This is a genomic window from Kitasatospora sp. NPDC058444, from assembly GCF_042721415.1.
Classification (GTDB): Bacteria; Actinomycetota; Actinomycetes; order Streptomycetales; family Streptomycetaceae; genus Kitasatospora.
Map to the genome: position 1 here is coordinate 32,485 of NZ_JBHXLL010000053.1, position 22,960 is coordinate 55,444.

The following is a 22,960-nucleotide window of genomic DNA, read 5'->3' on the forward strand; positions in this document are numbered from 1 at the left end:
CCCCGGGCGCTTCCGGGCGCTTCCGGTGCCGGGGCCCGGGGCGCGCCGGCCTCAGCCGACCTCGTCGGGCCCGGTGAAGTCGGGCGGCGTGTACCCGGGCCCGGTGAAGTCGGGTCCGGTGAACGCGGCCGGGCGGGGAGTGCGGCCCTGGGGGTCGGTCAGCCCTTCGGCGCCGGGGCTGCTGAACGCGGGCGAGGTGTAGCCGGGGCTGCTGAAGTCCGGGCTGCTGTGGCCGGGGCCGTCGGGGCCCTGGTCGCCGGTGCCCTGGTCGCCGGTGCCGACGGTGCGGTCGGGCCCGGCCGCCGTGCCCGGCACCGGCGGCAGCGCGTCGAGCAGGTACGGGACGAGTCCGCGCTCGCGCAGCGCGCCGCGCCACTCGCGGTGGGCGTCGCCGAGTTCGGCGGCGAGCTCCGGGTCGGTGCCGGCCGGGGCGGTCGCGGCGCCTTCGCGCAGGGCGGTGAGCAGCAGCCCGATGACGCCGATGGCCATCGCGGCGACCCCGGCGGCGAGTGCCACCCACCCGGCCGTGACCAGGGAGCGGGCGAGGGCGAGGTCCGGGCCGGCGGCGCGCATCAGGTAGCCGATGAGCAGCAGGAACAGGGCGGCGGCCCAGGCCAGGATCGGGGTGAGCACGGTGAGGACGGGGAACAGTCCGGCGCCGCCCCCGCCGGAGCGCAGCTGGGTGAGCAGCCCGGGGGCGGCGGGTTCGCCGCCGGGCGGGGGTGGGGGCGTGTTGTGCAGGCTGCCGCGCAGCCGGGTGTAGTGGGCGTACTCGGTGGCGGCCGCGGCGTTGACGCGGTCGGCGTCGCGCAGGGCGCGGATGCGCAGTTGGTCGGTGGTGAGCGCGCCGGGTGCGCGCAGGGCGGTGAGGACGGTGCGGTCGCGCAGGGCTTCCGTGAGGAGGCGCTCGTACTCCGGGCGGTCCTCGGCGAGCAGGGGCGGGGGGTTGGACATGGGGACCCCGTTCGTGCGGACCCCGTTCGCTCTGCCCCGGGGGCGCGCGGCCCTCAGGGCGCCGAAACGGGCGCGGAGGCGGGCCGCCGGACGGGCGGCCGGGTGTGGTGTGCCTCATGGTAGGGGCGGGCGCGCCCGGGCTGACAGTCGGTTTCCGGTATTTCGCGCCCCGGGACGCGCGCATGCGACCACCCGCACGCCGGGAACAACTGTTCGACGGCGATGGTCGGTTGACGATCGGTCGGCAACCGTCCAGGCGGTCCAGGCGGTCCAGGCGGTCCAGGCGGCCCGGGCGGCCGACGGCCGGACCGTCTCAGCCGATGGGCAGCCGGGCGACCAGCAGCCGCCCCTCCATGGTGACGCCGCCGTCCATCGCCACCGCGAGGTCGTCCGCGTACACGTACGGCCCGGGGATGTGCGGCGGCTGGCCGTCGTCGTTGTGCACCGCGCCGGTGAGGTACGGGATCGGGCTGTGCCCGTGCACGATGCGGCTGCCGCCGTAGGTGTCCAGCAGCTCGTGGACGGCCGTCGGTCCGGCGTCGCCGCGGAAGGCGAACCGCTTGGTGAAGCGGCGGAAGCAGTCCCACCACTCGTCCACGCTGCCGTCGGCGAGCAGGCTGTGCACGGCGTCGTTGACGTCGGGGATGGACTCGCCGTACTCCAGGTACGCGGTGGTGTCGGAGTGCAGCAGCAGGTGGCCGTCCTCGACCGCCATGGCGGGGAGTCGGGAGAGCCAGCTGATGTGGTGCGCCTCCAGCCGGTCCAGGTCGTTCTGCTGGCCGCCGTTGAGCCGCCAGGCGGCGAGGAAGGAGGCGGTGCCGGCGGTGGACTGGACGGGCTCGTCGCCGTACTTGGCGGCGCCGAGGAAGAGCAGTTCGTGGTTGCCCATCAGGGCGCGGCAGTAGCCGCCGGCCGCGGCGGCCTCGGCGGCCAGCTGCATGACCAGGTCGATGACGCCGATGCCGTCGGGGCCGCGGTCGGTGAAGTCGCCGAGGAACCAGATCCGGGCGCGGCCGGCGGACCAGTGGCCGTCGGCGTCGATCAGGCCCTGGTGGCGCAGCTCGGCGCGCAGTTCCTCCAGGTAGCCGTGCACGTCGCCGACGACGTAGACCGGGCCGGGGGGCTCGCCGGGGCCGGGGGCGGGGTACGGGTAGGTCGGCGCGGCGGGGTCGGGCAGCGGCGGGCCGAGCTCGATGGTCGGCGGGTCGTCGCGGCCGTCGAGCCGGAGCGCGGGGGAGGGCTGGTCGGGCAGGGTGGGCTCGTAGCCGCCCTGGTCCTGGCCTTCGTAGCCGCCCTGCTTCCGGCTTTCGTAACCGCCCTGGTCCTGCCCGTCGTAGCCGGTGCGCTCCTCGTAGCCGGGGCCGTCCTCGTACCCGGGCCCGTCCTCGTAGCCGCCCTGCCCCTGGTGCGAGAAGGCCGGGGTCTGGTCCATGCCGATGCCCTGGGCGTGCACGGTGTGGCCCTGGCCGTCGGCGGGCCAGTGCTGCTCCAGGTAGCGGGCTCCGCCGTAGCCGCTGTAGGTCTCCCCGTCGTAGCCCTCCCCCTCGTACGGCGGGGCGGGGTAGCCGGCGGCGGCGTCGGGTTCGTAATAGGTGCCGTACGGCAGCACGTCGAGGTCCGGCTGGTGGCGGGGGCCCGAGTGGGGGTGCTCGGGCCCGGGGAAGCGGTCCTCGGGTGTCATTCGCCCATCATAGGAAGACCACTCTCCCGGCGTCGTCACCTGGTGGGTATCCAATCCTCCGGAGCGTCAGCCGGGCGGCCTCGCAAGGTCCGTTTTGTCCTGGCTCGGTACGGTCTCATCGGCCGGGGTCGGGCGGCGTGTCCCGGCCCCGGGGCGGCGGTGGCGCGGTGGTCTACACCTCGCCCGGTGGCCTCGGCGGGCTGACGGTGGTGCGCGGGCTCCGGCGCTGGGAGGACGCGCGGACGATCAGCTCGGTCGGCATCAGGGTGCCGGGCGGCGGCCCGGTGCCGGCGGTGCGGAACCGGGGCGGGAAGAGCCGGGCGATGTCCACGCCCGTCCCGGAGTCCACGCCCTCGATCGCGTCGATCAGCAGGTTGACCACGGTGGTGCCGATCTTGCGCGGCTTGAGCGAGAGCGTGGTGATCGGCGGCTCGGTGGTCGCGTAGACGTCGCTCTCGCTGCAGCAGACCAGCAGCAGGTCGTCCGGCACCCGCAGGCCGTAGCGGCGGGCGGCGGCCAGCAGGTCGGTGCCGTTGGGGTCGAACAGTCCGTAGACGGCGTCCGGCCGGTCGGGGCGGGCGAGCAGCCGGTCGGCGGCGACGGCGCCGGCGGCCGGGTCGTGCGCCGGGTAGGTCTCGTACACCGGCTCCTGTCCGACCTTGGCGCACCAGCCGAGGTAGGCCTCGGTGGAGAGCCGGGTGTAGGTGTCGGTGCTGGTGCCGGTGAGCAGGCCGATCCGGCGGGCGCCGGCTTCGGAGAGGTGGTCGAGGATGCCGAGCACGGCGGCCTCGTGGTCGTTGTCGACCCAGGCGGTGACCGGGCAGTTGCCGGGCTTGCCGTCGCTGACCACCGGGACGCCGGACCGGTACAGCTCGCTCACCAGGGGGTCCTGGTCGGGCGGGTCGATCACCACGGTGCCGTCCAGGGCGATGTTGCCCCAGACGTCGTGGCGGGAGGAGGCGGGCAGCACCACCAGCGCGTAGCCGCGGCCGAGGGCGGCGCTGGTGGCGGCCCGGGCCATCTCGGCGAAGTACGCGAACTCGGTGAAGGTGAACGGCTCTTCACCGTAGGTCGTGACGGTCAGGCCGATCAGGCCGGACCGTCCGGTGCGCAGGGTGCGGGCGGCCGCGGAGGGGCGGTAGCCGAGGCGCTCGGCGACCTCGCGCACCCGGCTGCGGGTCTCGTCGGGCAGGCGGCCCTTTCCGTTCAGCGCATCGGAGACAGTGGTGATCGACACTCCGGCGGCTGCTGCCACATCCCGGATGCCGGCCCGCTCCAGACGCCGTGAGGTGGTGGGACGCCGACCGCTCTGGTTGGCTGCTGCTGTCATGGCGGACCGATCGTATGGCTCCTGACAAGGGTCTGTGACCGGCGCATCGGGAGCCCTCGGAGATACGTTTCTCCAAGAGTGAGCCGGGGTGCGCCCCTTCGATACCCGCCTGAAACCAGGCCTCTTACCTCTGACATGTGCCAAAGGAACGGGGCAGAATGGCTGATCTGCGCCTGTAACCCGACCGGGCATCTCACTCCTACGGGTGAGGGCGGTCGGTATCGTGCAAGGCACCCGACCGGGGTGGTCCGGGCGCGTCACGAGGTCCCGGGCACGGAGGCGAACCCGTCCGTGGCGGGCGAGCGCACCGGAGAGTTCCGCAACTGGAAACGGAGTACGACCGTGAGCAGTGGTACGTCAGCGCAGGGCCCGCGGCTGCGGCCGACCCTCGACGGCATCCCCACCTACAAGCCCGGCAAGCCGGCCGGCGCCGACGCCTACAAGCTGTCCTCGAACGAGAACCCCTACCAGCCGCTGCCTGGTGTCCTGGAGACGGCGGTCCAGGCGGCCGGCTCGTTCAACCGCTACCCCGACATGGGGGTCACCGAGCTGACCTCGGTGCTGGCCGAGCGCTTCGGGGTGCCCGCCGAGCACATCGCCACCGGCACCGGCTCGGTCGGCATCGCCCAGTCGCTGGTGCTCGTCACGGCCGGCCCGGGCGACGAGGTGGTCTTCGCCTGGCGCTCCTTCGAGGCGTACCCGATCGTCGCCACCGTCTCCGGCGCCACGCCCGTCCCGGTGCCGCTCAAGGCGAACGGCGACCACGACCTGGACGCGATGCTCGCCGCCGTCACTCCGAACACCCGGCTGATCTTCGTCTGCAACCCCAACAACCCCACCGGCAACGTGATCCACCGCGCCGAGCTGGAGCGCTTCCTGGACGCCGTCCCGAGCGACGTCCTGGTCGTCGTGGACGAGGCCTACATCGAGTTCATCCGCGACCCCGAGGTGCCCAACGGCATCGAGCTCTACCGGGACCGCCCCAACGTCTGCGTGCTGCGCACCTTCTCCAAGGCGTACGGCCTGGCGGGCCTGCGGGTCGGCTTCGCCATCGCGCACGAGCCGGTGGCGGCCGCGCTGCGCAAGGTCGCCACCCCGTTCGGCGTGAGCCAGCTCGCCCAGAACGCCGCCGTCGCCTCGCTGCGCGCGGAGGAGGCGCTGCTGGAGCGGGTGGAGGCGCTGGTCGAGGAGCGCACCCGGGTGGTGGCCGGGCTGCGCGCCCAGGGCTGGGAGATCCCGGACTCGCAGGCCAACTTCGTCTGGCTCTGGCTCGGCGAGCGCTCGACGGAGTTCGCCGCCGCCTGCGCCGAGGCCGGCGTGATCGTGCGGCCGTTCCCGGAGGGCGTGCGGGTGTCGATCGGCGAGGCCGAGGGCAACTCGATCTTCCTCTCGGTGGCGGAGGCCTTCCGCAAGTCGCTCTGACTTCTCCCCAGGGGCCCGCAGGGGCGCGCCGGTTCTCCGGCGCGCCCCTGCGGCGTTCCCGCACGGCTCTCTCTCCCGCCGGTGCCGCGCGGGTCCCTCGGTGTCGCGCGGTTCCGTGAGAACGCCCTCAGAACATCCTGCCGGAAGGCTGGAGGTCGCTGGGAGCCCGCTGGGAGTTCGGCCAACGGCCGCCCACGGGGTGGCCAAGGCGTCCGCGCGGGCGGGGTGATCCGTCCGCAATGCCCGGATCCGGCCGGTCAGCCTTCTCCCAGCCGGGGCCCAGGACGACGCAAGAGCTCCCCGGGAAGCTGTCCGGCATGAAGGTGCTCCCACGGCGGCGAGGCGCCGTCCTCGTCAACTCCGCGCTCGGCGTGGCCCTGCTGGGCGGTGCCGCCCTGGTGTACGCCACGGTCAGCGGCAGCTCCGGCCCGGCTTCCGCGAAGCCCGCGGCCCGTACCGCGACGGTGTCCAAGGGCACCGTCCTGGCCACCGTGTCCGGATCCGGCACCCTGGTCTCACCGACCGACGCGGCCCAGGACTTCACCACCGGTGGCAAGCTCACCGCGGTCAAGGTCGCGGTCGGGGACGCCGTGAAGAAGGGCCAGGTGCTCGCCACCGTCGACACCACGGCGGCCCAGCAGCAGGTGGACGCGGCCCAGGCGGCCCTCACCACCGCCCAGGCCAACCTCACCAAGGCCCAGGCCGGCGTCACCACCACGACCACCGAGCAACTGCCGGGCGCCACCTCCGCCGCCACCCCCGGCGGCGGGGCCGGCAGCGGTGGCCGCGGGGCGGGCGGGAGCAGTACGCCCGCCCCGCAGACCACCACCGTCACCACCACCAAGGTCGACGACGCGGCCGTGGCCCAGGCCCAGCAGCAGGTCGCCACCGCGCAGACCAACCTCGCCAACGCCCAGGCGGCGCTATCCGGCACCACCCTGACCGCTTCGGTGGACGGCACCGTCGCCTCGGTCTCGGGCAAGGTCGGCGACAGCGTCGGGGCCACCGCGGGCGGTTCCAGCTCCTCCACCAAGTCCACGGGGAGCAGCGTGAGTTCGGCGTCCGCCCCGAGCGGCTTCATCGTGCTCACCAACCCGACCGGGATGCAGGTCACCGCGAACTTCTCCGAGCTCGACTCGCTCAAGCTGAAGAAGGGCGAGGCGGCCACCGTCAGCCTGAACGCCCAGTCCGACACCAAGCTCAACGCGACCGTCCTGTCGGTCAGTTCGCTGCCCACCGGCAGCGGCTCCGGCGGCGCGGCCGGCTCCGCCGCCGTCCAGTACGCGGCCACGCTCCAGATCACCGGTGACACCAGCACCCTGCGCACCGGCCTCAGCGCCACCGTCCAGGTGATCACCGGCGAGGCCGACAACGCGCTCTCGCTGCCCACCTCCGCGCTGTCCGGCACCGGCACCTCGCGCACCGCGACCCTGGTGCAGCCGGACGGCGCCACCGAGCGGGTCACCGTCGGCGTCGGGGTCGAGGGCGACAGCACGGTGCAGGTGGTCTCCGGGCTGAAGGAGGGCGACAAGGTCGAACTCCCCACCACCAGCGGCGGCAACGGCTTCCCGAACGCCTCCTTCCCGGGCCTCGGCGGCAACCGGGGCGGGGCCGGCGGGGCCGGCGGCGGGGTCTTCCCGGGCGGTGCCGGGGGTGCCGGCGGGGCCGGTGGCGGTGGCGCCGGTGGCGGGGCCGCCCGCGGCGGCAGGGGCTGAGCGCGGTCATGCGTCACGTCATCGACAAGCGCGTCCCCGCGCACCCCGTGCCGGTGATCCGGATCCGCCGGCTCACCAAGGCGTACGGGCACGGCGACGCCACCGTGCACGCGCTGCGCGGCCCGTCGGATCCGGAGACCGGCGAGCCGCAGGGCGTCAGCCTGGACATCGAGCAGGGCGACTACGTCGCCGTGATGGGCAGCTCCGGCTCCGGCAAGTCCACCCTGATGAACATCCTCGGCTGCCTGGACGTCCCGACCGCCGGCCGCTACCTGCTGGACGGCACCGACGTCGGCCACCTCGACGAGCAGCAGCTCGCCCTGGTGCGCAACCGCAAGATCGGCTTCGTCTTCCAGTCCTTCAACCTGGTGCCCCGCACCACCGCCCTCGCCCAGGTCGAACTGCCGCTCGCCTACGCGGGCGTGCGCACCGCCGAGCGGCGCCGCCGGGCGATGGCCGCGCTGTCGCTGGTCGGGCTGGCCGAGCGGGCCGGCCACAAGCCCAACGAGCTCTCCGGCGGCCAGCAGCAGCGCGTCGCGGTGGCGCGGGCGCTGGTGACGGCGCCCGCGATGCTGCTCGCCGACGAGCCGACCGGCAACCTCGACAGCCGCTCGACGGAGGAGGTGCTGGCCCTGATCGACGGCCTCAACGCCACCGGCCGCACCGTTGTGCTGATCACCCACGAGGACGAGGTCGCCCGGCACGCCAAGCGGGTGCTGCGGCTGGTCGACGGGCAGGTCGTGAGCGACCTCCGGCAGGCGCCCGTGGAGGGGCCGCCGCCCTTCCTGGACCGGGTGGGGGTGTCGGCGTGATGCTCTGGCAGACGCTCCGCTTCGCGGTCGGCGGCCTGGCCGCCAACAAGGTGCGCTCGGCGCTCACCATGCTCGGGGTGCTGATCGGCGTGGCCTCGGTGATCCTGCTGCTGGCGGTCGGCAACGGCTCCTCGGTGGCGGTCAAGGACTCGATCACCTCGCTCGGCACCAACGCGCTGACGGTCAGCTCCGGTTCGGCGAACGGCGGCTCCCGGGCCACCTCCTCGGTCAAGAAGCTCACGGTCGCCGACGCCAAGGCGCTGGCGAGCGACGGCGACGCGGCCGCGATCCGGTCGGTCGCCCCGGTGGTCACCACCAGCGGGACGGCGCTGTACGGGAACGTCTCGTACAGCCCGGGCTCGATCGTCGGCACCTACCCGTCGTACTTCGAGACCGCCAACCAGAAGGTCGCCCACGGCGAGTACTTCACCGACGACGACGTGCTCGACTCCCGCAAGGTCGCGGTGCTCGGCGCGACGACGGCCAAGCAGCTGTTCGACACCGAGAACCCGGTCGGCAAGCCGGTCGTCCTCGGCGGCACCCCGTTCACCGTGGTCGGCGTGCTCCAGGCCAAGGGCGGCAGCGGCTTCACCGACCCGGACGACGTGGTCATCGCCCCGCTGCCGACCGTGCAGAACGCCTTCACCGGCTTCGGCTCGGTCAACCAGATCCTGGTCCAGGCCGCGAACGCGGACAGCACCACGGCGGCCCAGTCCGAGATCACCCGGGTGCTCCTCGGGACGCACGCGATCGCCGACCCGGCGAAGGCGGACTTCCGGATCACCAGCCAGGCCTCGCTGCTCACGGCGAGGGAGAGCACCACCAAGACCTTCACGGTGCTGCTCGGCGCGGTGGCGGCGATCTCGCTGCTGGTCGGCGGCATCGGGATCACCAACATCATGCTGGTGACGGTCACCGAACGGACGCGCGAGATCGGCATCCGCAAGGCGCTCGGCGCGCCGCGCGCGGTGATCCTGGGGCAGTTCCTCACCGAGTCGACGCTGCTGTCGGTGATCGGCGCGGGCTTGGGCGTGGCGGCCGGGATCGCCGGCTCGCACTTCAGCATCGTCGGCATCAAGCCGGTGGTGATCCCCGAATCGGTGATCGGCGCGTTCGCCATCGCCGTCGCCATCGGGCTGTTCTTCGGCAGCTACCCCGCCAACCGGGCCGCCTCGCTGCGGCCGATCGACGCCCTCCGGCACGAGTAGGACTCCACAGTCATGAGCAAAGAGGTCATGCGCAAAGAGATCGCCAGGGTCAGCCCGGACGCCGGGACGGACGCTGGGACCGACGCCGGCACCCCGGCCGAGCAGCTCGCCCTGCTCGCCACCCCGCCGGACGCCCGCGACGTGAGCGCCGAACTGGCCGCGCCGCCGAGGCGGAAGCTGCCGTGGCTCAGCCTGGTGCTGGCGGGCGGCGTGATCGCCACCGGGGCCTTCGCGGGCGGGGTCTGGTACCAGAAGGACAACGGGCCGGCGGGCGGCGGGAAGTCCTCCGCCCGGCCGGCTGCGGCCGCGGCGGCTCAGGGCGGGGGCTATGGGCAGGGGCAGAACGGGTCCCGTCGCCAGGGGCAGGGCGGTCAGGGCGCGGGGCAGGGCGGTTTCGCCCGGGGCACGGTCAAGGCCGTCGACGGCAGCACCGTCTACCTGACCGACGCCAACGGCAACACCATCAAGGTCACCACCGGCGACGCGACGAAGGTCCAGCTCAACAAGGAGGGCAAGGTCGGAGACCTCCAGCCCGGCCAGAGCGTGACCGTCGTCGGCACCCCCGACGCCAACGGTGGCTACACCGCCAGCCAGCTGGTCGAAGGGGCCGCCGGTGGTGCGGGCGGGCTCGGCGCGGGTGGTCTCGGCGGTGGCGGCTTCGGTGGTGCCGGTGGCGGTGCTCCCAGGAACCCGTCCGGCGGCTGACCCGGAGCCGACGGACGCCGCGAGGCCCTCGCCCCTTCGGTGGGCGAGGGCCTTCGCGTGTTCAGCGGCTCACTGCTCCCACACCGCGTTCCGGTCCAGGTCCCGGAGCAGGTGGAGGAGGTTGATCAGGGTGCTCACGGGCGCGTTGCCGAAGTCGACCAGGAGACGCCCGTCGAGGATGGTCTCCCCGGCCGCGGCGGAGCCCCAGAGGAGGCCGTACGGGAGGCCCCGGCGGTGCAGCTCCCCGAGGAGGGCGGTGATGTGCGGGGCGGTGAAGTCCCGCATCCGGGGATCGTCGGGGGCGATCGGTTCGCGGGTCACGCGATGGAGTCCAGCTCGTACCAGACGGTTTTGCCGCGTTTCTGGGGGTCGACGCCCCAGCGGTGGGTGAGGCCGGAGACGAGCTGGAGGCCCCGTCCGGTCTCGGAGAGGAAGTCGAGGGACTTCTCGTTCGGGAGCGCGTCGCTCTCGTCCGCGACGCAGACCCGGAGGGTGCGGGCGTCAAGGGAGAAGTAGACGACGGGCGAGGCGGTGTGAGCGTGTCGCCACGCGTTGACGATCAGTTCGCCGAGGGCGAGCTCGGCGTTGAAGATGGTCTCGGTGTCCCAGGCGGCGCGGGTCAGGACGTCCCGCAGGGCCTGCCGGGTGAGGGTGAGCGAGGGGGTGTTGAGGGTGCACACGGGAACCTCCGAGAGGCATGAGTGTGGAGGGGGAAGGCCGTGAGCCAGGCCAGGGGCTGGTTGCTCTTCGGCGGGAGGGCAGTTGGCGCCTACTGCCCGGAACCAAGGCGTGTCTGACGATCCATCGGATCGTTCTGGAAATGACGATAGCGCGCGTCGCCACAGATTTGTGGCGATCCACGAGAAGTTCCCCCGAACGTGGTTGTCTTTCTGCGGCAGACTGATCCCATGGCCCTACGATCGAACCCAACCCTCCGTCAGCTGAGGTTGGGCGCCGAGCTGCGCAGGATGCGGGAACAGGCCGGCCTGGGCGGCAGCCAACTCGCCCGCGCACTGGGCATCAACCCCGCCCACGTGACCCAGATGGAGAGCGGCAGGACCGGAATCAGCGTCGAACGCCTGCGCACCATCGCCGCGTTGTGCATGTGCGTCAACGAACCCTTGATCGACGCGCTCGCGGACATCATCACGGACCGCGACAAGGGCGGCTGGTGGGAGGAGTACCGCGGAAACCTTTCGCAGGACTTCCTTGAGGTCGCTGAAATCGAAGCTCACGCAGGAGGCCTCTCGGTCTACACGATGGCCTTCATCCATGGGCTGCTTCAGACCAATGCCTACGCCTCAGCTGTCTTTGCTCGCTCCTACCCGCCTTTGCCGGAGCACGAGGTCGATCTGAGGGCATCCTTTCGCTTGCGGCGTCAGCACATCATCCGGTCCGATGCGACTCCATACACCGCATACATCCACGAAGCAGCACTGCGCATGCAGTTCGGTGGAGCCAAGGTCCAGGCCGAGCAGCTTGAAGCCCTTGTCGAGGCCTCGGAGAGGCCCAACATCTCCATCCGAGTCGTGCCGTTCGACGTCGACATGATTCCGCTACCCAATGAGAACTTCACGTACGTCGAGGGTCCGGTTCAGGAGCTCGACACAGTCCAGTCGGACTCGGGCGTCGGAAACCTTCTCTTCGACGCCCCAGCCCACACAGCCAGGTTTCGGTCGCTGCTCGCCCGGATCGGCTCATCTGCTCTCTCGCGGGAGGAGTCCCGAGAGTTTATCCGCTCCATCAAGAAGGACATGGAAAGTAAATATGCGTAACTCCACCTGGCAGAAGTCCAGTTTCTCGGGCTCGAACGCCGACTGTGTTGAGGTGCGGACCATCGATGGTGTGATCGAACTCCGCGAGTCCGACGAGGGTGACGTCATCGTTCGTACGACCGCTCGCAAGTTCGCGTCCCTCCTCCAGGGTGCGAAGGCGGGCGAGTTCGACCGCCTGATCACCTCCCGCGCCTAGCGAATCGTTCCGGTGGCCCCTTGCTGCTACGCAAGGGGCCACCGGTAAATCGATGGCCGGTTCGGCTGGGCCCGATGAAGATCGCAGGATGCACCCCTTCCTGCAGACCGAGCGTCTCCTCCTGCGGTCGTTCACCGAGGCCGACCTCGACGACCTCTTCGCCCTCGACGACGACCCCGAGGTCATGCGCTTCATCAACGGCGGCAAGCCGGCCGACCGCGAGGCGATCCGCACGCGCACCCTGCCCCGCCTCCTCCACGACCACCCGTGTTCCGGCGCCCGGGGCTTCTGGGCAGCCGAGGAACGCACCACCGGTACCTTCCTGGGCTGGTTCGAACTCCGTCCGCTCGACGACCACGATCCTGCCGTCGTCGAACTCGGCTACCGCCTGAACCAGTCCTCCTGGGGCAAGGGTTACGCCACCGAGGGCTCGAGGGCCCTCGTCGCCAAGGGGTTCACCGACCTCGCGGTGGAGCGGGTCACCGCGAACACCATGGCGGTGAACGCGCGCTCCCGGCGCGTGATGGAGAAGTCGGGGCTGTCGTTCCTCCGGAGCTACTTCGGGGACTGGCCGGAGTCGATCCCTGGGTCCGAGCACGGCGAAGTCGAGTACGAGCTCCTCAAGGCGACCTGGGAAGCACAGGAAGTCGACCGGCCCGACTTCCCCCGCAGGTAGCGCACTTCAGGCCGGTGGCCCCCTTGCGGTCTCGCAAGGGGGCCACCGCACCGATACCCGTAACGCCTACGGTTGGATCACGAAGTACACCACCAAGCCCGCGGTCAGGCACAGGAACAGCTGCACCATGAAGCCCCAGGGGAGCGGCACTTCGTCCGTGTCGCCGGCCTGGTCGGCCGCGAGCTGCCGACGTGCGAGCTTCCCGAGGTGCCCGGCCGTCCCCAGCGCCATCGACAGCATCGCCAGCGCGTACATGGACAGCGCGCCGGCCGTGTTCATCCCGTTCGCGTGGGAGCGGCCGACCAGGAAGAGCGCCCCCAGGTCACGGCGTTCGCTCACGCCCACTCCCGAGCACACTATTCAGACCGCTCCGGCCCCGCGCCGCCCGAACCCGGCAAGATCCCCGCCGATCCGCTGCACGGTCCCGGCAAGCCCGCGCGGGAAGTCGGCCGGTCCGACTTCCTGCGCGAGGTGGCCGGTGAGGTTCAGTCGAGGCAGAACTCGTTCCCCTCGACGTCCTGCATGTTGAGGCACGACTCGTTCTTGTCGTCGGCGAGCAGCAGCTGCCCGCGCGTCGCACCCAGGGGGAGCAGCCGCGCGCACTCGGCCTCCAGCGCCGCCAGGCGCTCCGCACCCACCAGCCCGGTGCCGACCCGCACGTCGAGGTGCACCCGGTTCTTGACGACCTTGCCCTCGGGGACGCGCTGGAAGTACATGCGCGGGCCCACGCCCGTGGGGTCACTGGCCGCGAACCACGCGCCCCGCTCCTCGGGCGGCAGCGAGCGCTGGTAGTCCTCCCACGTGTCGAACCCCTCCGGCGTGGCCGGCGGGACGTACCCCAGGGCCTCGCACCAGAAGCGGCCGACTTGCTCCGGGTCCGCGCAGTCGAAGGTGATCTGGATCTGCTTGACCGATGCCATCGGGCCACCATAGCCATGACAAGCAGGCCCCGCCGCTCAATTTTCCGGCGCGGGGCCGCAGGTCGGCGGGGGTGGGGCTGGACCCACCCCGCTGTGGGGCTGGACCCATACCGGGCCGCCGGCCCGCTCCGTAGCGTCGTTCCCACAACGACACGGAGGGGAAGGAACCATGGCGACCACGACCGACCAGTCCACCTTCACCACGGTGAAGAAGTGCATCGCGCTCTTCGGAGCGGGCGGCGCCGTCGTCCTCGGCACGGTCGCCGTGATGGCGTCCACGGGGCACGCGACGACGCCCTTCATGTGGATCCGCGGCGTGATCTTCCTCGCCATCGCGCCCTTCCTCCACCGGCTGGCCACCCGCGCCGCCGCCGGCTCCGCCAGGGCCTTCGACCGTGTCCGCACCCTCACCACCGCCATGCCGATCGCCATCATCGCGGTGGACCTGATCCCCGGCCTCTGCCCGCCCTGGTACGCCGTCCTCCAGAGCCTCTCCGCCCTCCCCCTCATCGCTGTCGCCATCCTCACCCGCACCCCCACCCTCCGCGCCACCTTCCCCAAGCACTGACCCAGGCCGCACAGGAACTCGGCCCGCCCACCCCTACCCGGCGGGGGCCTGGGGCCCCCCCCCCGCGCGCCGGCGCCCCACCACCACCCCACCCACAGCGAGGAGACACCCGTGCGCGTGCGCATGCTCGTCCAGATCTCCGGCACCCGCAACGGCCAGGACTGGCCGCCGCCCGGCGCCGTCCTCGACCTGCCCGAGGCCGAGGCCCTCCAGCTCGTCGCCCACCGCAACGCCGCCGTCGTCGAGGAACAGGACGATCCCGAGGCCGAGCAGGACGACACCGATCCCGAGGGCGGCCAGGACGACACCGATCCCGAGGGCGGCCAGGACGACACCGATCCCGAGGGCGGCCAGGACGACACCGATCCCGAGGGCGAGACCACCGAGGACGGCACCGGCGCGCGCCGCCGCGGCCGCCCGCGCCTGCCCCGGGACGCCGAGGGCAACATCGTCCGGCCGTGACCACCGACTACGCCACCCTCGACGCGCTGAAGATGGCGCTCCAGATCGACGCGGGCGACCTCACCCGGGACCCACTGCTCACCATGGCGCTGAGCGCGGCCGCGCGCGGCATCGACTCCGCGACCGGCCGGCGTTTCTGGCTCGACCCGGCCCCGACCGCCCGCACCTACAACCCCACCGGCCGGACCCTGAGCACCGACGGCGGCGAGCGCCTGGTCGTGGACGACATCGGCGACACGGCCGGCCTGCTCGTCGAGACCGGCACCGCCGGCGCCTGGACGGCCGTCACCGGCTACGAGACCGGGCCGGACAACGCGATCGTGCGCGGCCGCCCGGTCACCGCGCTCGTCAGCCCGGCCGGGACCTGGGGCGGCGGCACCACCCGCGTGCGGGTCACCGCCCGCTGGGGCTGGCCCGCCGTCCCCGACGACATCGTCCAGGCCACCCTCATCCAGGCCGCCCGCCTCTACCGGCGCAAGGACTCCCCCGAGGGCGTCACCGGCTCCGCCGAGTGGGGCGTCGTCCGGCTGTCCCGCCGCGACCCGGACGTCTGGGCACTGATCGAACACTTCATCCTTCCCGGCTTCGGATAGGAGGCCCCCGCTGTGCAGTTCGCCGCCGTGCGCGCCGCCATCGCCGACGCCGCCCGCGCCGTCACCCTCCCGGCTGGCGCCGCCAAGCTCACCAGCACCGGCTACACCCCCGACAGCGTCAGCGCCCCGCACTTCTTCGTCGGCGAGTACACCGTCGACTACGACAAGACGTTCGGGCGCGGCCGGGACGAGGCGGAGTTCACGGCCCGTGTCCTCGTCGGCCGCCAAGACGACCGCGCCGCCCAGCTCATCCTCGACGCCATGCTCTCCGGCGCCGGCCCTGCCTCGCTGAAACAGGCGATCGAGGCCGCCCGCGGCGCCCCCGGCCAGGCCGCCCTCGGGGGCCTGGCCGACGACCTGAGGGTCGAGCGGGTCCAGGGCTACCGCTGGTACGAGCACGCCGGCACCCAGTACGTAGGCGCGGAGATCATCATCCGCGTCATCGGCGACGGAAGGACGTGACCGATGCCCGCCCAAGTCCTCACCGACACACGCCTGTTCGCCGCCGGCGCTGACCTGACTGGCGCCTCCAACAAGGTCGAACTGTCCTCCGAAGTGGAGGTCAAAGAGCGCACGGTCTTCGGCACGGGCGGCTGGAAGCTGGTCCAAGGCGGCCTGCGCTCCAGCAACCTCAGCGCGGAGGGCTTCTGGGAGGCCGGTGATCCCGGCCTGGTCGACGACGCCACCTGGGCAACGATCGGTGGCGTCGTCCCGTGGACCGTCGCCCCGCTCCAGGCCGCCGTCGGCTCCCTCGCCTACCTCACCCAGGCACTGCGCACCGACTACACCCTCGGCGGCGCGGTGGGAGACCTCGCCCCGTGGCAGGCCGGCGCGTCCGGCACCGGCGTGACGGCGCGCGGGCAGATCGCCCACCCACCCGGCACCGCCCGCTCCAGCAACGGTTCGGGCACCGCGCTCCAACTCGGCCCCGTGCCGGACGGCACGCGGCTCTACGCCACGCTGCACGTCCTCTCGGCCGCCGGGACAACCCCCTCGCTCACCGTCCGCATCGAGTCCGCGGCCGACGCCGCGTTCACCACCCCGACCACCCGCGCCACGTTCACGGCCGCCACCGGCCTCGGCGGCCAGGCCCTCGCCACCACCGGCCCGCCCGTCACCGACACCTGGTGGCGCATCGCCTGGACCGTCGCCGGCACCGGCAGCCCCTCGTTCGCGTTCGTCGCCGCCCTCGGCATCCAGTAAGGAGCCCCCGCCCATGCCCACCATGGTCCTCACCGCCGCCTACCTCAACATCGGCGGCAACGTCCTGTCCGACTACACCCGCAAAGTGGAAGTCGCGGTCGAGGTCGAGGAGAAGGACGTCACGACCTACGCCTCGCTGGGCTGGAAGGTCGTCATCGGCGGCCTCAAGTCAGGCACCGTGGCCCTGGAGTTCCTCCAGGACTACGCCGCCACCAAACTCGACTCGATCATGTGGCCACTGCTCGGCACCGTCGTCCCCTTCGAGGCCCGCGCCGACCAGGCCGCAGTCGGCCCGTCCAACCCCAAGTACAGCGGCAACATCCTCGTGAAGGAATGGTCGCCGATCTCCGGCAGCGTCGGCGACGAGGCCAGCGTCGGTGTCAGCTACCCGACCTCGGGCGCCGTCACCCGCGCCACCAGCTGATGACCCAGAACAACCCCGTAGACCTCTCGGTCAGCTTCGAGGGCATCGACGCCCTCACCGCTGCGCTGCGCGCCGAGGAGGACGGCAAGCTGCTGCGCCGAGACCTCGCCAGGGGCATGCGCGACGCGCTCAAGCCCGCGGCCGAGCAAGCCAAGTCCGGGATCATGTCGATGACCGCGACCACCACCACGGCCCCCGCGCTGCGCTCCGCGATCGCCAAGAAGATCCGCCCCGAGGTCAAGTTGGGCGGGCGCTGGACCGGGGCCAGAGTCAAGTCTCGCAAGATCGCGGGGATCAGAGGCTTTGCCAACGCCCCCAAACGCACACAGCGCGCCGGAGGTTGGCGCACCCAGACGTTCGGTCGCGGCGCCTGGCGCGTCCAGCACGGCAAGGTCCAGTGGTTCGACCGCGCCATGTCCCCGAACTCCGCCGCCTACCGCCAGGCCGTCGCCGACGCGATGGAAGCCATGGCCCGCCGGATCGCCGACCGGGCCCGATAGGAGACCACCACCCATGTACCTCGTCTACGAGCCCGAGGGCAGCGACGAACCGCAGCGCTGGAAGTACCAGCCCACCAAGCTGATGTCGGCCGAGCGCGAGCGGCTGGAGAAGCTCACCGGCCGGGACTTCAGCGCGTTCACTCAGGCCGTCCTCGCGGGCAACTCCCTCGCCCGCCGCGCGCTGCTGTTCATCTTCCTCAAGAGGCAGCACCCCGCCACGCGCTTCGACGACGTCGACTTCGCGTGGGACGAGCTGCGCCTGGAGCTGTCCCGCGCCGAGCTGGAGCAGGTCCGCGAGCAGGCCGCCGAGACGGCCCCGGCCGACCAGCGGGCCGCGGTCCTGGCCCAGCTCGACAAGGAGATCGCCGAGGCCTACGAGGACCCGGAGGGAAAAGTGCTTCCGCCGATCGCCGGGTGAGGCGACTCGGCGATGCCGCGCACCTCCTCGGGATCCGCCCGTGGGAGTGGGCGCTGATGACGGTCGAGGAGACCGACCGGGTCTTGGCCTGGCTCGACTCCTACGAGCAGCAGGTGACCGAGGCCCGCGCCCAGCGGTAGCCCGCACAGCAACGAGCACGAGGAGGTGAACATGGCCTCCGACACCTCCCTCGTGTTCAACCTGATCGCCAAGGACCGGGCGTCGGCCGTGTTGGGCCAGATGAAGGAGAAGGTTGCGACGGCGGCGGCCGGGATCTCCGCCGGCGTCGCCGGAGCGCTCGGCAAGGGCGTGCTGGACAACCTCGACATGGGCGCGGCCTCGGACAAACTGGCCGCGCAGCTCGGCGTCGGTGCCGAGCGCGCCGCCGAGCTGTCCAAGACCAGTGCCGCGGTCTACAAGAAGGCCTGGGGCGAGAGCACCGCCGACGTCAACGACGCGATCAAGGGCGTCGTCCAGAACATCGGCGGCGACGCCGCGACCACCGGTCTGGAGCGCATCACCACCAAGGCCATGGCGCTCGCCAAGACGTTCGACGTGGATGTCGCCGAATCCACCGCCGCAGTAGGCCAGTTCCTGCGCACCGGCCTCGCCAAAGATGCCGACGAGGCGTTCGACATCATCACCAAGGCCATGCAGTCTGGGGTCGACAAGAGTGGTGACCTGATCGACACCGTCGGCGAGTACTCCACGCAGTTCCGGCAGCTGGGCCTGGACGGCGCAACAGCAACGGGCCTGCTGGCCCAAGGACTTCGGGCCGGCGCCCGCGACGCCGACACCGTCGCCGACGCACTGAAAGAATTCGTACTTATCGCTCAAAAGGGCGATGACGCGACGATGGCCGCGTTCAAGGGCATCGGCCTCAACGGCAAGGAAATGCAGCGAGTCTTCGTCGAGGGCGGCCCCAAGGCAGCGAGCGCACTCGATCAAGTGTTCGACAGGATTCGGTCGATCAAGGACCCGGTGGAGAAAAATAACGCGGCCCTTGCGCTGTTCGGGACGAAGAGCGAGGACACCCAGAAGGCGTTGATGTCGCTCGACCCGTCAAGCGCGAAGGCGGCGCTCGGCGACGTCGCCGGGGCCGCCGACCAGATGGCCAAGACCATCGGCGACAACCCGGCGGCCGCGCTGGAGCGCTTCAAGCGCGAGGCGACCATGAAGCTTGCCGAAGTCGGGGGCCAGCTCGTCCAGTTCGGACAGGCGCACGCTAGTTGGGTGCAGCCGCTCGCGATCTCCCTCGGCGTGGTCGCGGGGGCGATCCTCCTCGTCCAGGGCGCCACCATGGCGTGGGCCGCCGCCCAGGGCATCTGGACCGGTGTCCAGACGATCGCCACCGCAGCTCAGTGGGCGTGGAATGCCGCCCTTGCGGCCAACCCCATCACGCTGATCATCATCGCCGTCATGGCCCTAGTCGCCGCCGTCGTCCTGCTCTGGCAGCACTCCGAGGCGTTCCGCGACATCGTCACGAGCTGCTGGACCGTGGTGTGGGGCGCGATCTCCGGGGTCTACAACTGGGTCGCCGCCAACTGGCCTCAGATGATGGGGATCCTGGTCTCGCCGATCACCGCCGCCGTGTCGTGGATCTCGCGCAGCTGGGACTCGCTGCGCGCCGGCGCGGGCGCCGCGTTCGACTTCGTGGCCAGCCTGCCCGGCCGGATCGCCGCCGGCTTCGCGAGCCTGGGCGAGATCATCATGAGCCCGTTCCGGGCGGCGTTCAACGGCATCGCGAGGCTCTGGAACAGCACCGTCGGCCGGTTGTCGTTCACCGCGCCGGACTGGATCCCGTACTTCGGCGGCAAGGGCTTCAGCATGCCTCACATCCCCATGCTCGCCCAGGGCGGGCACATCACCGGATCCGGCACCGTCCTCGTCGGCGAGGCCGGGCCCGAGCTGCTCAACCTCCCCGGCGGGGCCACCGTCACCCCGCTCTCCCGCGCCGCCGCCGGCGGCGGTGTCGTCGAGGTCCGTATCACCCTCGACACCGCCGGCGCCGATTCCGACATGCAGCGCCTGATGCGTCGGATCACCCGGGTCAGCGGGCAGGGCAACGTCCAGACCGCGTTCACGTAGAAAGGGGGCGGCCCGGGTGGCCTTCCCGACAAGTCCGCTGGGAGTCCGCGTCGACCTCCAGATTGACGGCACCTGGACCGACATCACCGCCGATGTCCGCCTGGGCGACCGCATCCACATCGAGCGCGGCCGACACGACGAGGCCTCCCGCTGCGACCCCGCCAAGTGCACCATGACCCTCAACAACCCCAGCGGGAAGTACAGCCCCCGCAACGCGGCGAGCCCGCTGTACGGGCGGATCGGCCGCAACACCCCGCTCCGGGTTCGGGCGCCCGGGCCGCTGCGCTACCTCGACATCACCGGAGCCCCAGGCGGCCGCGCCACCACCCCCGACGCGGCCGCCCTCCGCATCACCGGCGACATCGACATCCGGATCGAGTTCGACCGGCTGTGGTCCCTGCCGCCCGCCGACAACAACTTCTACGAGCTCGTCGGCCGCCACAACGGCGCCTCCACCGGCCGCAGCTGGAGACTGCACGTCGGCAACAAGTACCTCAGCCTGGACTGGACCACGGACGGTACGACCGCGACCGCACGATCGATGATCTCGTCCGTGCCCATCGACGACCTGCCCCCGACCGGACGCCTGGCCGTCCGGGCCACCCTGGACGTCGACAACGGTGGCGGCGGGTGCACCGCCCGCTTCTACACCGCCGCCAGCATCGCCGGGCCCTGGACGCCGCTCGGCACTCCGGTCACCGCCACGGGCATCACCACCATCTACCCCGGCGTCGCGCCCCTGGTCATCGGCGACAACCCGGACATCCCGATCCCCGCGGTGCCCGCTCACGTGCTGCGCGCCGAGGTCCGCAACGGGATCGACGGCGTGGTCGTCGCCGGTCCGGACTTCACCGCCCAGGCCTCGGGCACCACGGCGTTCACCGACTCCGCCGGCCGGACCTGGAGCATTGTCGCCCCCGCTGCCATCTCCGACCTCGTCTCCCGGTTCACCGGCGAGGTGTCCAGCTGGACGCCCCGCCGGGACGTCTCCGGCCACGACACCTACATCCCCATCCAGGCCGCCGGCATCATGCGCCGCCTCGGCCAAGGCGCGGCCCCGCTCCAGAGCACACTGCGACGCTCCGTCCCGTCCGGCCGGCCTCTCGCGTACTGGCCGCTGGAGGACGAGCGGGGCGCCACCCAGGCCTACAGCCCGATCCCCGGGGTCGCCGCCCTGGAGACCACCGCCGTGGACTTCGCCGCCGACAGCGACCTGCCCGGCTCCGCACCGCTGCCCACGCTCCGCACCGGCGCACGGCTGCGCGGCACCGTCCCGGCCCCCGCGGCGACGCCGACGTCGTGGCAGATCACCCTGATGTACCGGTGCGAGACCTTCCCGGCCGCGACGTCCCGCCTGCTCGCATGGTCGGCCACCGGCACGGTACGCACGTGGATCCTGGACGCGGGGGCGCTCGGCGGCACCGCGATGCACCTGTACGGCCTGTCCGCCACCGGTGCCACGGTGTTCGACTACCTCGCGGCGTCGGACGTGGTCGCCGGGCCGGAGTGGCGCCAGCTCGTCATCACCGCCACGCAGCACGGCGCCCAGGTCGACTGGGAGATGATGTGGTTCCCCGTCAGCTCGCAGGAATCCGGCTACCACACCGGGTCGTACACGGGCACGCTCGGTGTCCCGACCGACATCGACGCGCAGCTCGGCGACGGCCTGACCGGCATGTCCCTCGGGCACCTGGCCGTGTTCGGAGCCGTCACGGACGTCTACACCCGCGCCGACAACGGGTGGACCGGCAACCGGCCGTCCGAGCGGATCGGTCGGCTGTGCGGTGAGGAGGGCGTGCCGGTCGTGACCCAGGGGGCCGTCGATCCCCAGGTCGCGCTGGGGGCGCAGCGCCCGGGCGCGCTGTTGGCGCTGCTCCAGGAAGCGGCCGACGCGGACCACGGCGTCTTGGCCGAGCGGATCGACGACCTCGCGCTCTGGTACCGGGCGGGTCACCTGGCCTACAACCAGGCCCCGGCGCTCGTCCTTGACTACGCGGGCGGCGACGTCGCCCCGCCGCTGGAGCCCGCGGACGACGACCAGAGCGTGAGGAACGACATCACCATCACGCGGGCGGGCGGGTCCAGCGCCCGAGCCGTCGACACGACCAGCCGCATGTCGACGCAGCCCCCTCCGGCCGGCGTCGGCCGGTACGACGAGGGCGTCACCCTGAGCCTGTGGCAGGACGAGCAGCTGCCCGACCTCGCGGGCTGGCGACTGCACCTCGGCAGCTGGGACGGACCCCGGTACCCCACCGTCCACATCGACCTTGCGGCCTCACCCCGCCTGATCCCCGCCGTCGTCGGCGGCCTGGACCTCCGCGACCGGATCGACCTCGTGAACCTCCCGGCCGAGGATGGCCCCACCACGGTCCCGCTGCTCGTCGAGGGCTACAGCGAGACCATCGGCCTGTACGACTGGGACCTCGTGATCGCCTGCCAGCCCGCCGGGCCCTGGACGGTCGCCCTGCTCGACGACCCGGCCCTCGGCCGTACCGACACCGCCGGCAGCACGCTGGCCGCCGGAGCGGGCCCGACGGCCACCACCCTCTCCATCGCCACGACCTCCGGCCCGCTGTGGACGACCGACCCGGCCGCCTGCCCGTTCGACCTCACCGTCGCGGGCGAGCGCATCACCGTCACGGCCGTGACCGGCACCACCAGCCCCCAGACCGCCACCGTCACCCGCTCCGTCAACGGCGTCATCAAGGCGCTGCCCGCCGGCGCGGACGTACGGCTGTGGCAGCCCGCCATCACAGCTCTGTGAAGGAGCACACGTGCCCTACCCGACCTGGACCGCCGGCCAGCGCATCACCGGCGCGCAGCTGGCCGCCATGGCGCCCGACATCATCGTGAAATCCTCCGACACCTCCCGGGCCAGCACCACCACGCTGGCCGCCGACCCGCACCTCCTCTTCTCGGTGGTGCCCGGGACGTACGTACTCGACGGCGGCATGTACTACGCCGGTGAATACAACAACGGCAACCTCAAGCTGGACTGGGCCGTCCCGCCCGGCACAGCGATGCGCTGGTCCGTGTCCGCGCCGGCGATCGGCGGCCAAGCCGCGTTCGCGTCGCAGTCCAGCGTGCCCGGCATTCCGCTCACCGTCGGCACGTACGGAGTCGGCGGCGCCGGCGACCTGACGTCCTGCCAGCCCATGGGCCACATCGTCGTCACCAACGCGGGGACGCTTCAGCTTCGCTGGGCACAAGCCGGCTCCCACACCACCGCCACCACCATCGCAGCCCCGTCCTGGCTGCGGCTCCAGCGCATCGCCTGACCGCCCCGGCAGCACACACCATCTGATCAAGC

General features: G+C 72.0%; 27 protein-coding genes. 20 read left to right on the top strand and 7 right to left on the bottom strand.

Going from position 1 to position 22,960, the window contains the following annotated elements:
- Positions 1-51: 51 nt before the first annotated feature.
- The 3 genes from ACFWP2_RS34965 to ACFWP2_RS34975 form a co-directional block, all read right to left on the bottom strand.
- Positions 52-954 carry a hypothetical protein gene (locus ACFWP2_RS34965; RefSeq protein WP_380459191.1) on the bottom strand — a complete coding sequence of 301 codons (903 nt, stop codon included), beginning with the start codon at positions 952-954 and terminating at the stop codon, positions 52-54.
- Between the two features lie 313 nt (positions 955-1,267).
- On the bottom strand, positions 1,268-2,635 hold the full coding sequence (locus ACFWP2_RS34970; RefSeq protein ID WP_380459194.1) for a metallophosphoesterase: 1,368 nt from the start codon (positions 2,633-2,635) through the stop codon (positions 1,268-1,270).
- A 172-nt stretch (positions 2,636-2,807) separates the two neighbouring features.
- The gene (locus tag ACFWP2_RS34975; protein ID WP_188296553.1) at positions 2,808-3,965 is read right to left on the bottom strand and encodes a LacI family DNA-binding transcriptional regulator; all 1,158 of its coding nucleotides are present in this window, start codon (positions 3,963-3,965) and stop codon (positions 2,808-2,810) included.
- 342 nt (positions 3,966-4,307) lie between these two features.
- On the opposite strand from ACFWP2_RS34975, the gene hisC reads away from it, so the two are divergent.
- The 5 genes from hisC to ACFWP2_RS35000 all read left to right on the top strand — a co-directional run bounded on the left by hisC (position 4,308) and on the right by ACFWP2_RS35000 (position 9,827).
- Positions 4,308-5,387, top strand: a complete 1,080-nt coding sequence (gene hisC, locus ACFWP2_RS34980; protein ID WP_380459198.1) for a histidinol-phosphate transaminase — start codon at positions 4,308-4,310, stop codon at positions 5,385-5,387.
- 317 nt (positions 5,388-5,704) lie between these two features.
- On the top strand, positions 5,705-7,102 hold the full coding sequence (locus ACFWP2_RS34985) for an efflux RND transporter periplasmic adaptor subunit (RefSeq protein WP_380459201.1): 1,398 nt from the start codon (positions 5,705-5,707) through the stop codon (positions 7,100-7,102).
- Positions 7,103-7,110: 8 nt separating this feature from the next.
- Complete coding sequence (locus tag ACFWP2_RS34990) at positions 7,111-7,914, top strand: ABC transporter ATP-binding protein (RefSeq protein ID WP_380459203.1); 804 nt, start codon at positions 7,111-7,113, stop codon at positions 7,912-7,914.
- On the top strand, positions 7,914-9,122 hold the full coding sequence (locus ACFWP2_RS34995) for an ABC transporter permease (protein WP_380459206.1): 1,209 nt from the start codon (positions 7,914-7,916) through the stop codon (positions 9,120-9,122). Before ACFWP2_RS34990 ends, ACFWP2_RS34995 begins: the two co-directional genes overlap by 1 nt.
- Before the next feature lie 12 nt (positions 9,123-9,134).
- Positions 9,135-9,827 (top strand): DUF5666 domain-containing protein, encoded by a 693-nt coding sequence (locus ACFWP2_RS35000; RefSeq protein ID WP_380459208.1) that lies wholly within the window; start codon positions 9,135-9,137, stop codon positions 9,825-9,827.
- 69 nt (positions 9,828-9,896) lie between these two features.
- Here ACFWP2_RS35000 and ACFWP2_RS35005 read toward each other — a convergent pair whose 3' ends face one another.
- Together ACFWP2_RS35005 and ACFWP2_RS35010 are read right to left on the bottom strand one after the other, a co-directional pair.
- The gene (locus tag ACFWP2_RS35005; RefSeq protein ID WP_380459210.1) at positions 9,897-10,148 is read right to left on the bottom strand and encodes a hypothetical protein; all 252 of its coding nucleotides are present in this window, start codon (positions 10,146-10,148) and stop codon (positions 9,897-9,899) included.
- Positions 10,145-10,507: an ATP-binding protein gene (locus tag ACFWP2_RS35010; RefSeq protein ID WP_380459213.1), complete on the bottom strand. Its 363-nt coding sequence runs from the start codon at positions 10,505-10,507 to the stop codon at positions 10,145-10,147. Before ACFWP2_RS35010 ends, ACFWP2_RS35005 begins: the two co-directional genes overlap by 4 nt.
- Positions 10,508-10,774: 267 nt before the next feature.
- On the opposite strand from ACFWP2_RS35010, the gene ACFWP2_RS35015 reads away from it, so the two are divergent.
- From ACFWP2_RS35015 to ACFWP2_RS35025, 3 genes are all read left to right on the top strand, one after another.
- Complete coding sequence (locus tag ACFWP2_RS35015) at positions 10,775-11,602, top strand: helix-turn-helix domain-containing protein (RefSeq protein WP_380459216.1); 828 nt, start codon at positions 10,775-10,777, stop codon at positions 11,600-11,602.
- Positions 11,595-11,798 (top strand): DUF397 domain-containing protein, encoded by a 204-nt coding sequence (locus ACFWP2_RS35020; protein WP_380459218.1) that lies wholly within the window; start codon positions 11,595-11,597, stop codon positions 11,796-11,798. Before ACFWP2_RS35015 ends, ACFWP2_RS35020 begins: the two co-directional genes overlap by 8 nt.
- An 88-nt stretch (positions 11,799-11,886) precedes the next feature.
- A complete protein-coding gene (locus ACFWP2_RS35025) occupies positions 11,887-12,474 on the top strand; it encodes a GNAT family N-acetyltransferase (protein WP_380459221.1) in 588 nt (195 codons plus the stop codon).
- 66 nt (positions 12,475-12,540) lie between these two features.
- Here ACFWP2_RS35025 and ACFWP2_RS35030 read toward each other — a convergent pair whose 3' ends face one another.
- Together ACFWP2_RS35030 and ACFWP2_RS35035 are read right to left on the bottom strand one after the other, a co-directional pair.
- Positions 12,541-12,813 carry a hypothetical protein gene (locus ACFWP2_RS35030; RefSeq protein ID WP_380459223.1) on the bottom strand — a complete coding sequence of 91 codons (273 nt, stop codon included), beginning with the start codon at positions 12,811-12,813 and terminating at the stop codon, positions 12,541-12,543.
- Positions 12,814-12,959: 146 nt separating this feature from the next.
- On the bottom strand, positions 12,960-13,394 hold the full coding sequence (locus ACFWP2_RS35035) for a VOC family protein (protein ID WP_380459226.1): 435 nt from the start codon (positions 13,392-13,394) through the stop codon (positions 12,960-12,962).
- Positions 13,395-13,563: 169 nt separating this feature from the next.
- Here ACFWP2_RS35035 and ACFWP2_RS35040 point away from each other — a divergent pair, with 169 nt between their 5' ends.
- From ACFWP2_RS35040 to ACFWP2_RS35095, 12 genes are all read left to right on the top strand, one after another.
- The gene (locus tag ACFWP2_RS35040; RefSeq protein WP_380459229.1) at positions 13,564-13,962 is read left to right on the top strand and encodes a hypothetical protein; all 399 of its coding nucleotides are present in this window, start codon (positions 13,564-13,566) and stop codon (positions 13,960-13,962) included.
- Positions 13,963-14,073: 111 nt separating this feature from the next.
- Positions 14,074-14,424, top strand: a complete 351-nt coding sequence (locus ACFWP2_RS35045; protein WP_380459231.1) for a hypothetical protein — start codon at positions 14,074-14,076, stop codon at positions 14,422-14,424.
- Positions 14,421-15,017 (top strand): phage gp6-like head-tail connector protein, encoded by a 597-nt coding sequence (locus tag ACFWP2_RS35050; RefSeq protein ID WP_380459234.1) that lies wholly within the window; start codon positions 14,421-14,423, stop codon positions 15,015-15,017. The genes ACFWP2_RS35045 and ACFWP2_RS35050 overlap by 4 nt, the downstream gene beginning before the upstream one ends.
- 12 nt (positions 15,018-15,029) lie before the next feature.
- Positions 15,030-15,479, top strand: coding sequence for a hypothetical protein (locus tag ACFWP2_RS35055; protein WP_380459236.1), 450 nt, complete (start codon positions 15,030-15,032; stop codon positions 15,477-15,479).
- 3 nt (positions 15,480-15,482) lie between these two features.
- Positions 15,483-16,220, top strand: coding sequence for a hypothetical protein (locus ACFWP2_RS35060; protein WP_380459239.1), 738 nt, complete (start codon positions 15,483-15,485; stop codon positions 16,218-16,220).
- A gap of 13 nt (positions 16,221-16,233) precedes the next feature.
- Entirely contained in the window at positions 16,234-16,644 is a 411-nt protein-coding gene (locus ACFWP2_RS35065) for a hypothetical protein (protein ID WP_380459242.1), read from the top strand.
- Positions 16,644-17,144 (top strand): hypothetical protein, encoded by a 501-nt coding sequence (locus tag ACFWP2_RS35070; protein WP_380459245.1) that lies wholly within the window; start codon positions 16,644-16,646, stop codon positions 17,142-17,144. The genes ACFWP2_RS35065 and ACFWP2_RS35070 overlap by 1 nt, the downstream gene beginning before the upstream one ends.
- A 13-nt stretch (positions 17,145-17,157) precedes the next feature.
- On the top strand, positions 17,158-17,562 hold the full coding sequence (locus tag ACFWP2_RS35075) for a hypothetical protein (RefSeq protein ID WP_380459247.1): 405 nt from the start codon (positions 17,158-17,160) through the stop codon (positions 17,560-17,562).
- A complete protein-coding gene (locus ACFWP2_RS35080) occupies positions 17,559-17,702 on the top strand; it encodes a hypothetical protein (protein WP_380459250.1) in 144 nt (47 codons plus the stop codon). The genes ACFWP2_RS35075 and ACFWP2_RS35080 overlap by 4 nt, the downstream gene beginning before the upstream one ends.
- A 31-nt stretch (positions 17,703-17,733) precedes the next feature.
- Positions 17,734-19,650 (top strand): phage tail tape measure protein, encoded by a 1,917-nt coding sequence (locus tag ACFWP2_RS35085; protein WP_380459251.1) that lies wholly within the window; start codon positions 17,734-17,736, stop codon positions 19,648-19,650.
- A gap of 16 nt (positions 19,651-19,666) precedes the next feature.
- Positions 19,667-22,414: a hypothetical protein gene (locus ACFWP2_RS35090; protein WP_380459254.1), complete on the top strand. Its 2,748-nt coding sequence runs from the start codon at positions 19,667-19,669 to the stop codon at positions 22,412-22,414.
- A gap of 10 nt (positions 22,415-22,424) precedes the next feature.
- Positions 22,425-22,928, top strand: a complete 504-nt coding sequence (locus ACFWP2_RS35095) for a hypothetical protein (RefSeq protein WP_380459256.1) — start codon at positions 22,425-22,427, stop codon at positions 22,926-22,928.
- The last annotated feature ends 32 nt before the right edge of the window (positions 22,929-22,960 follow it).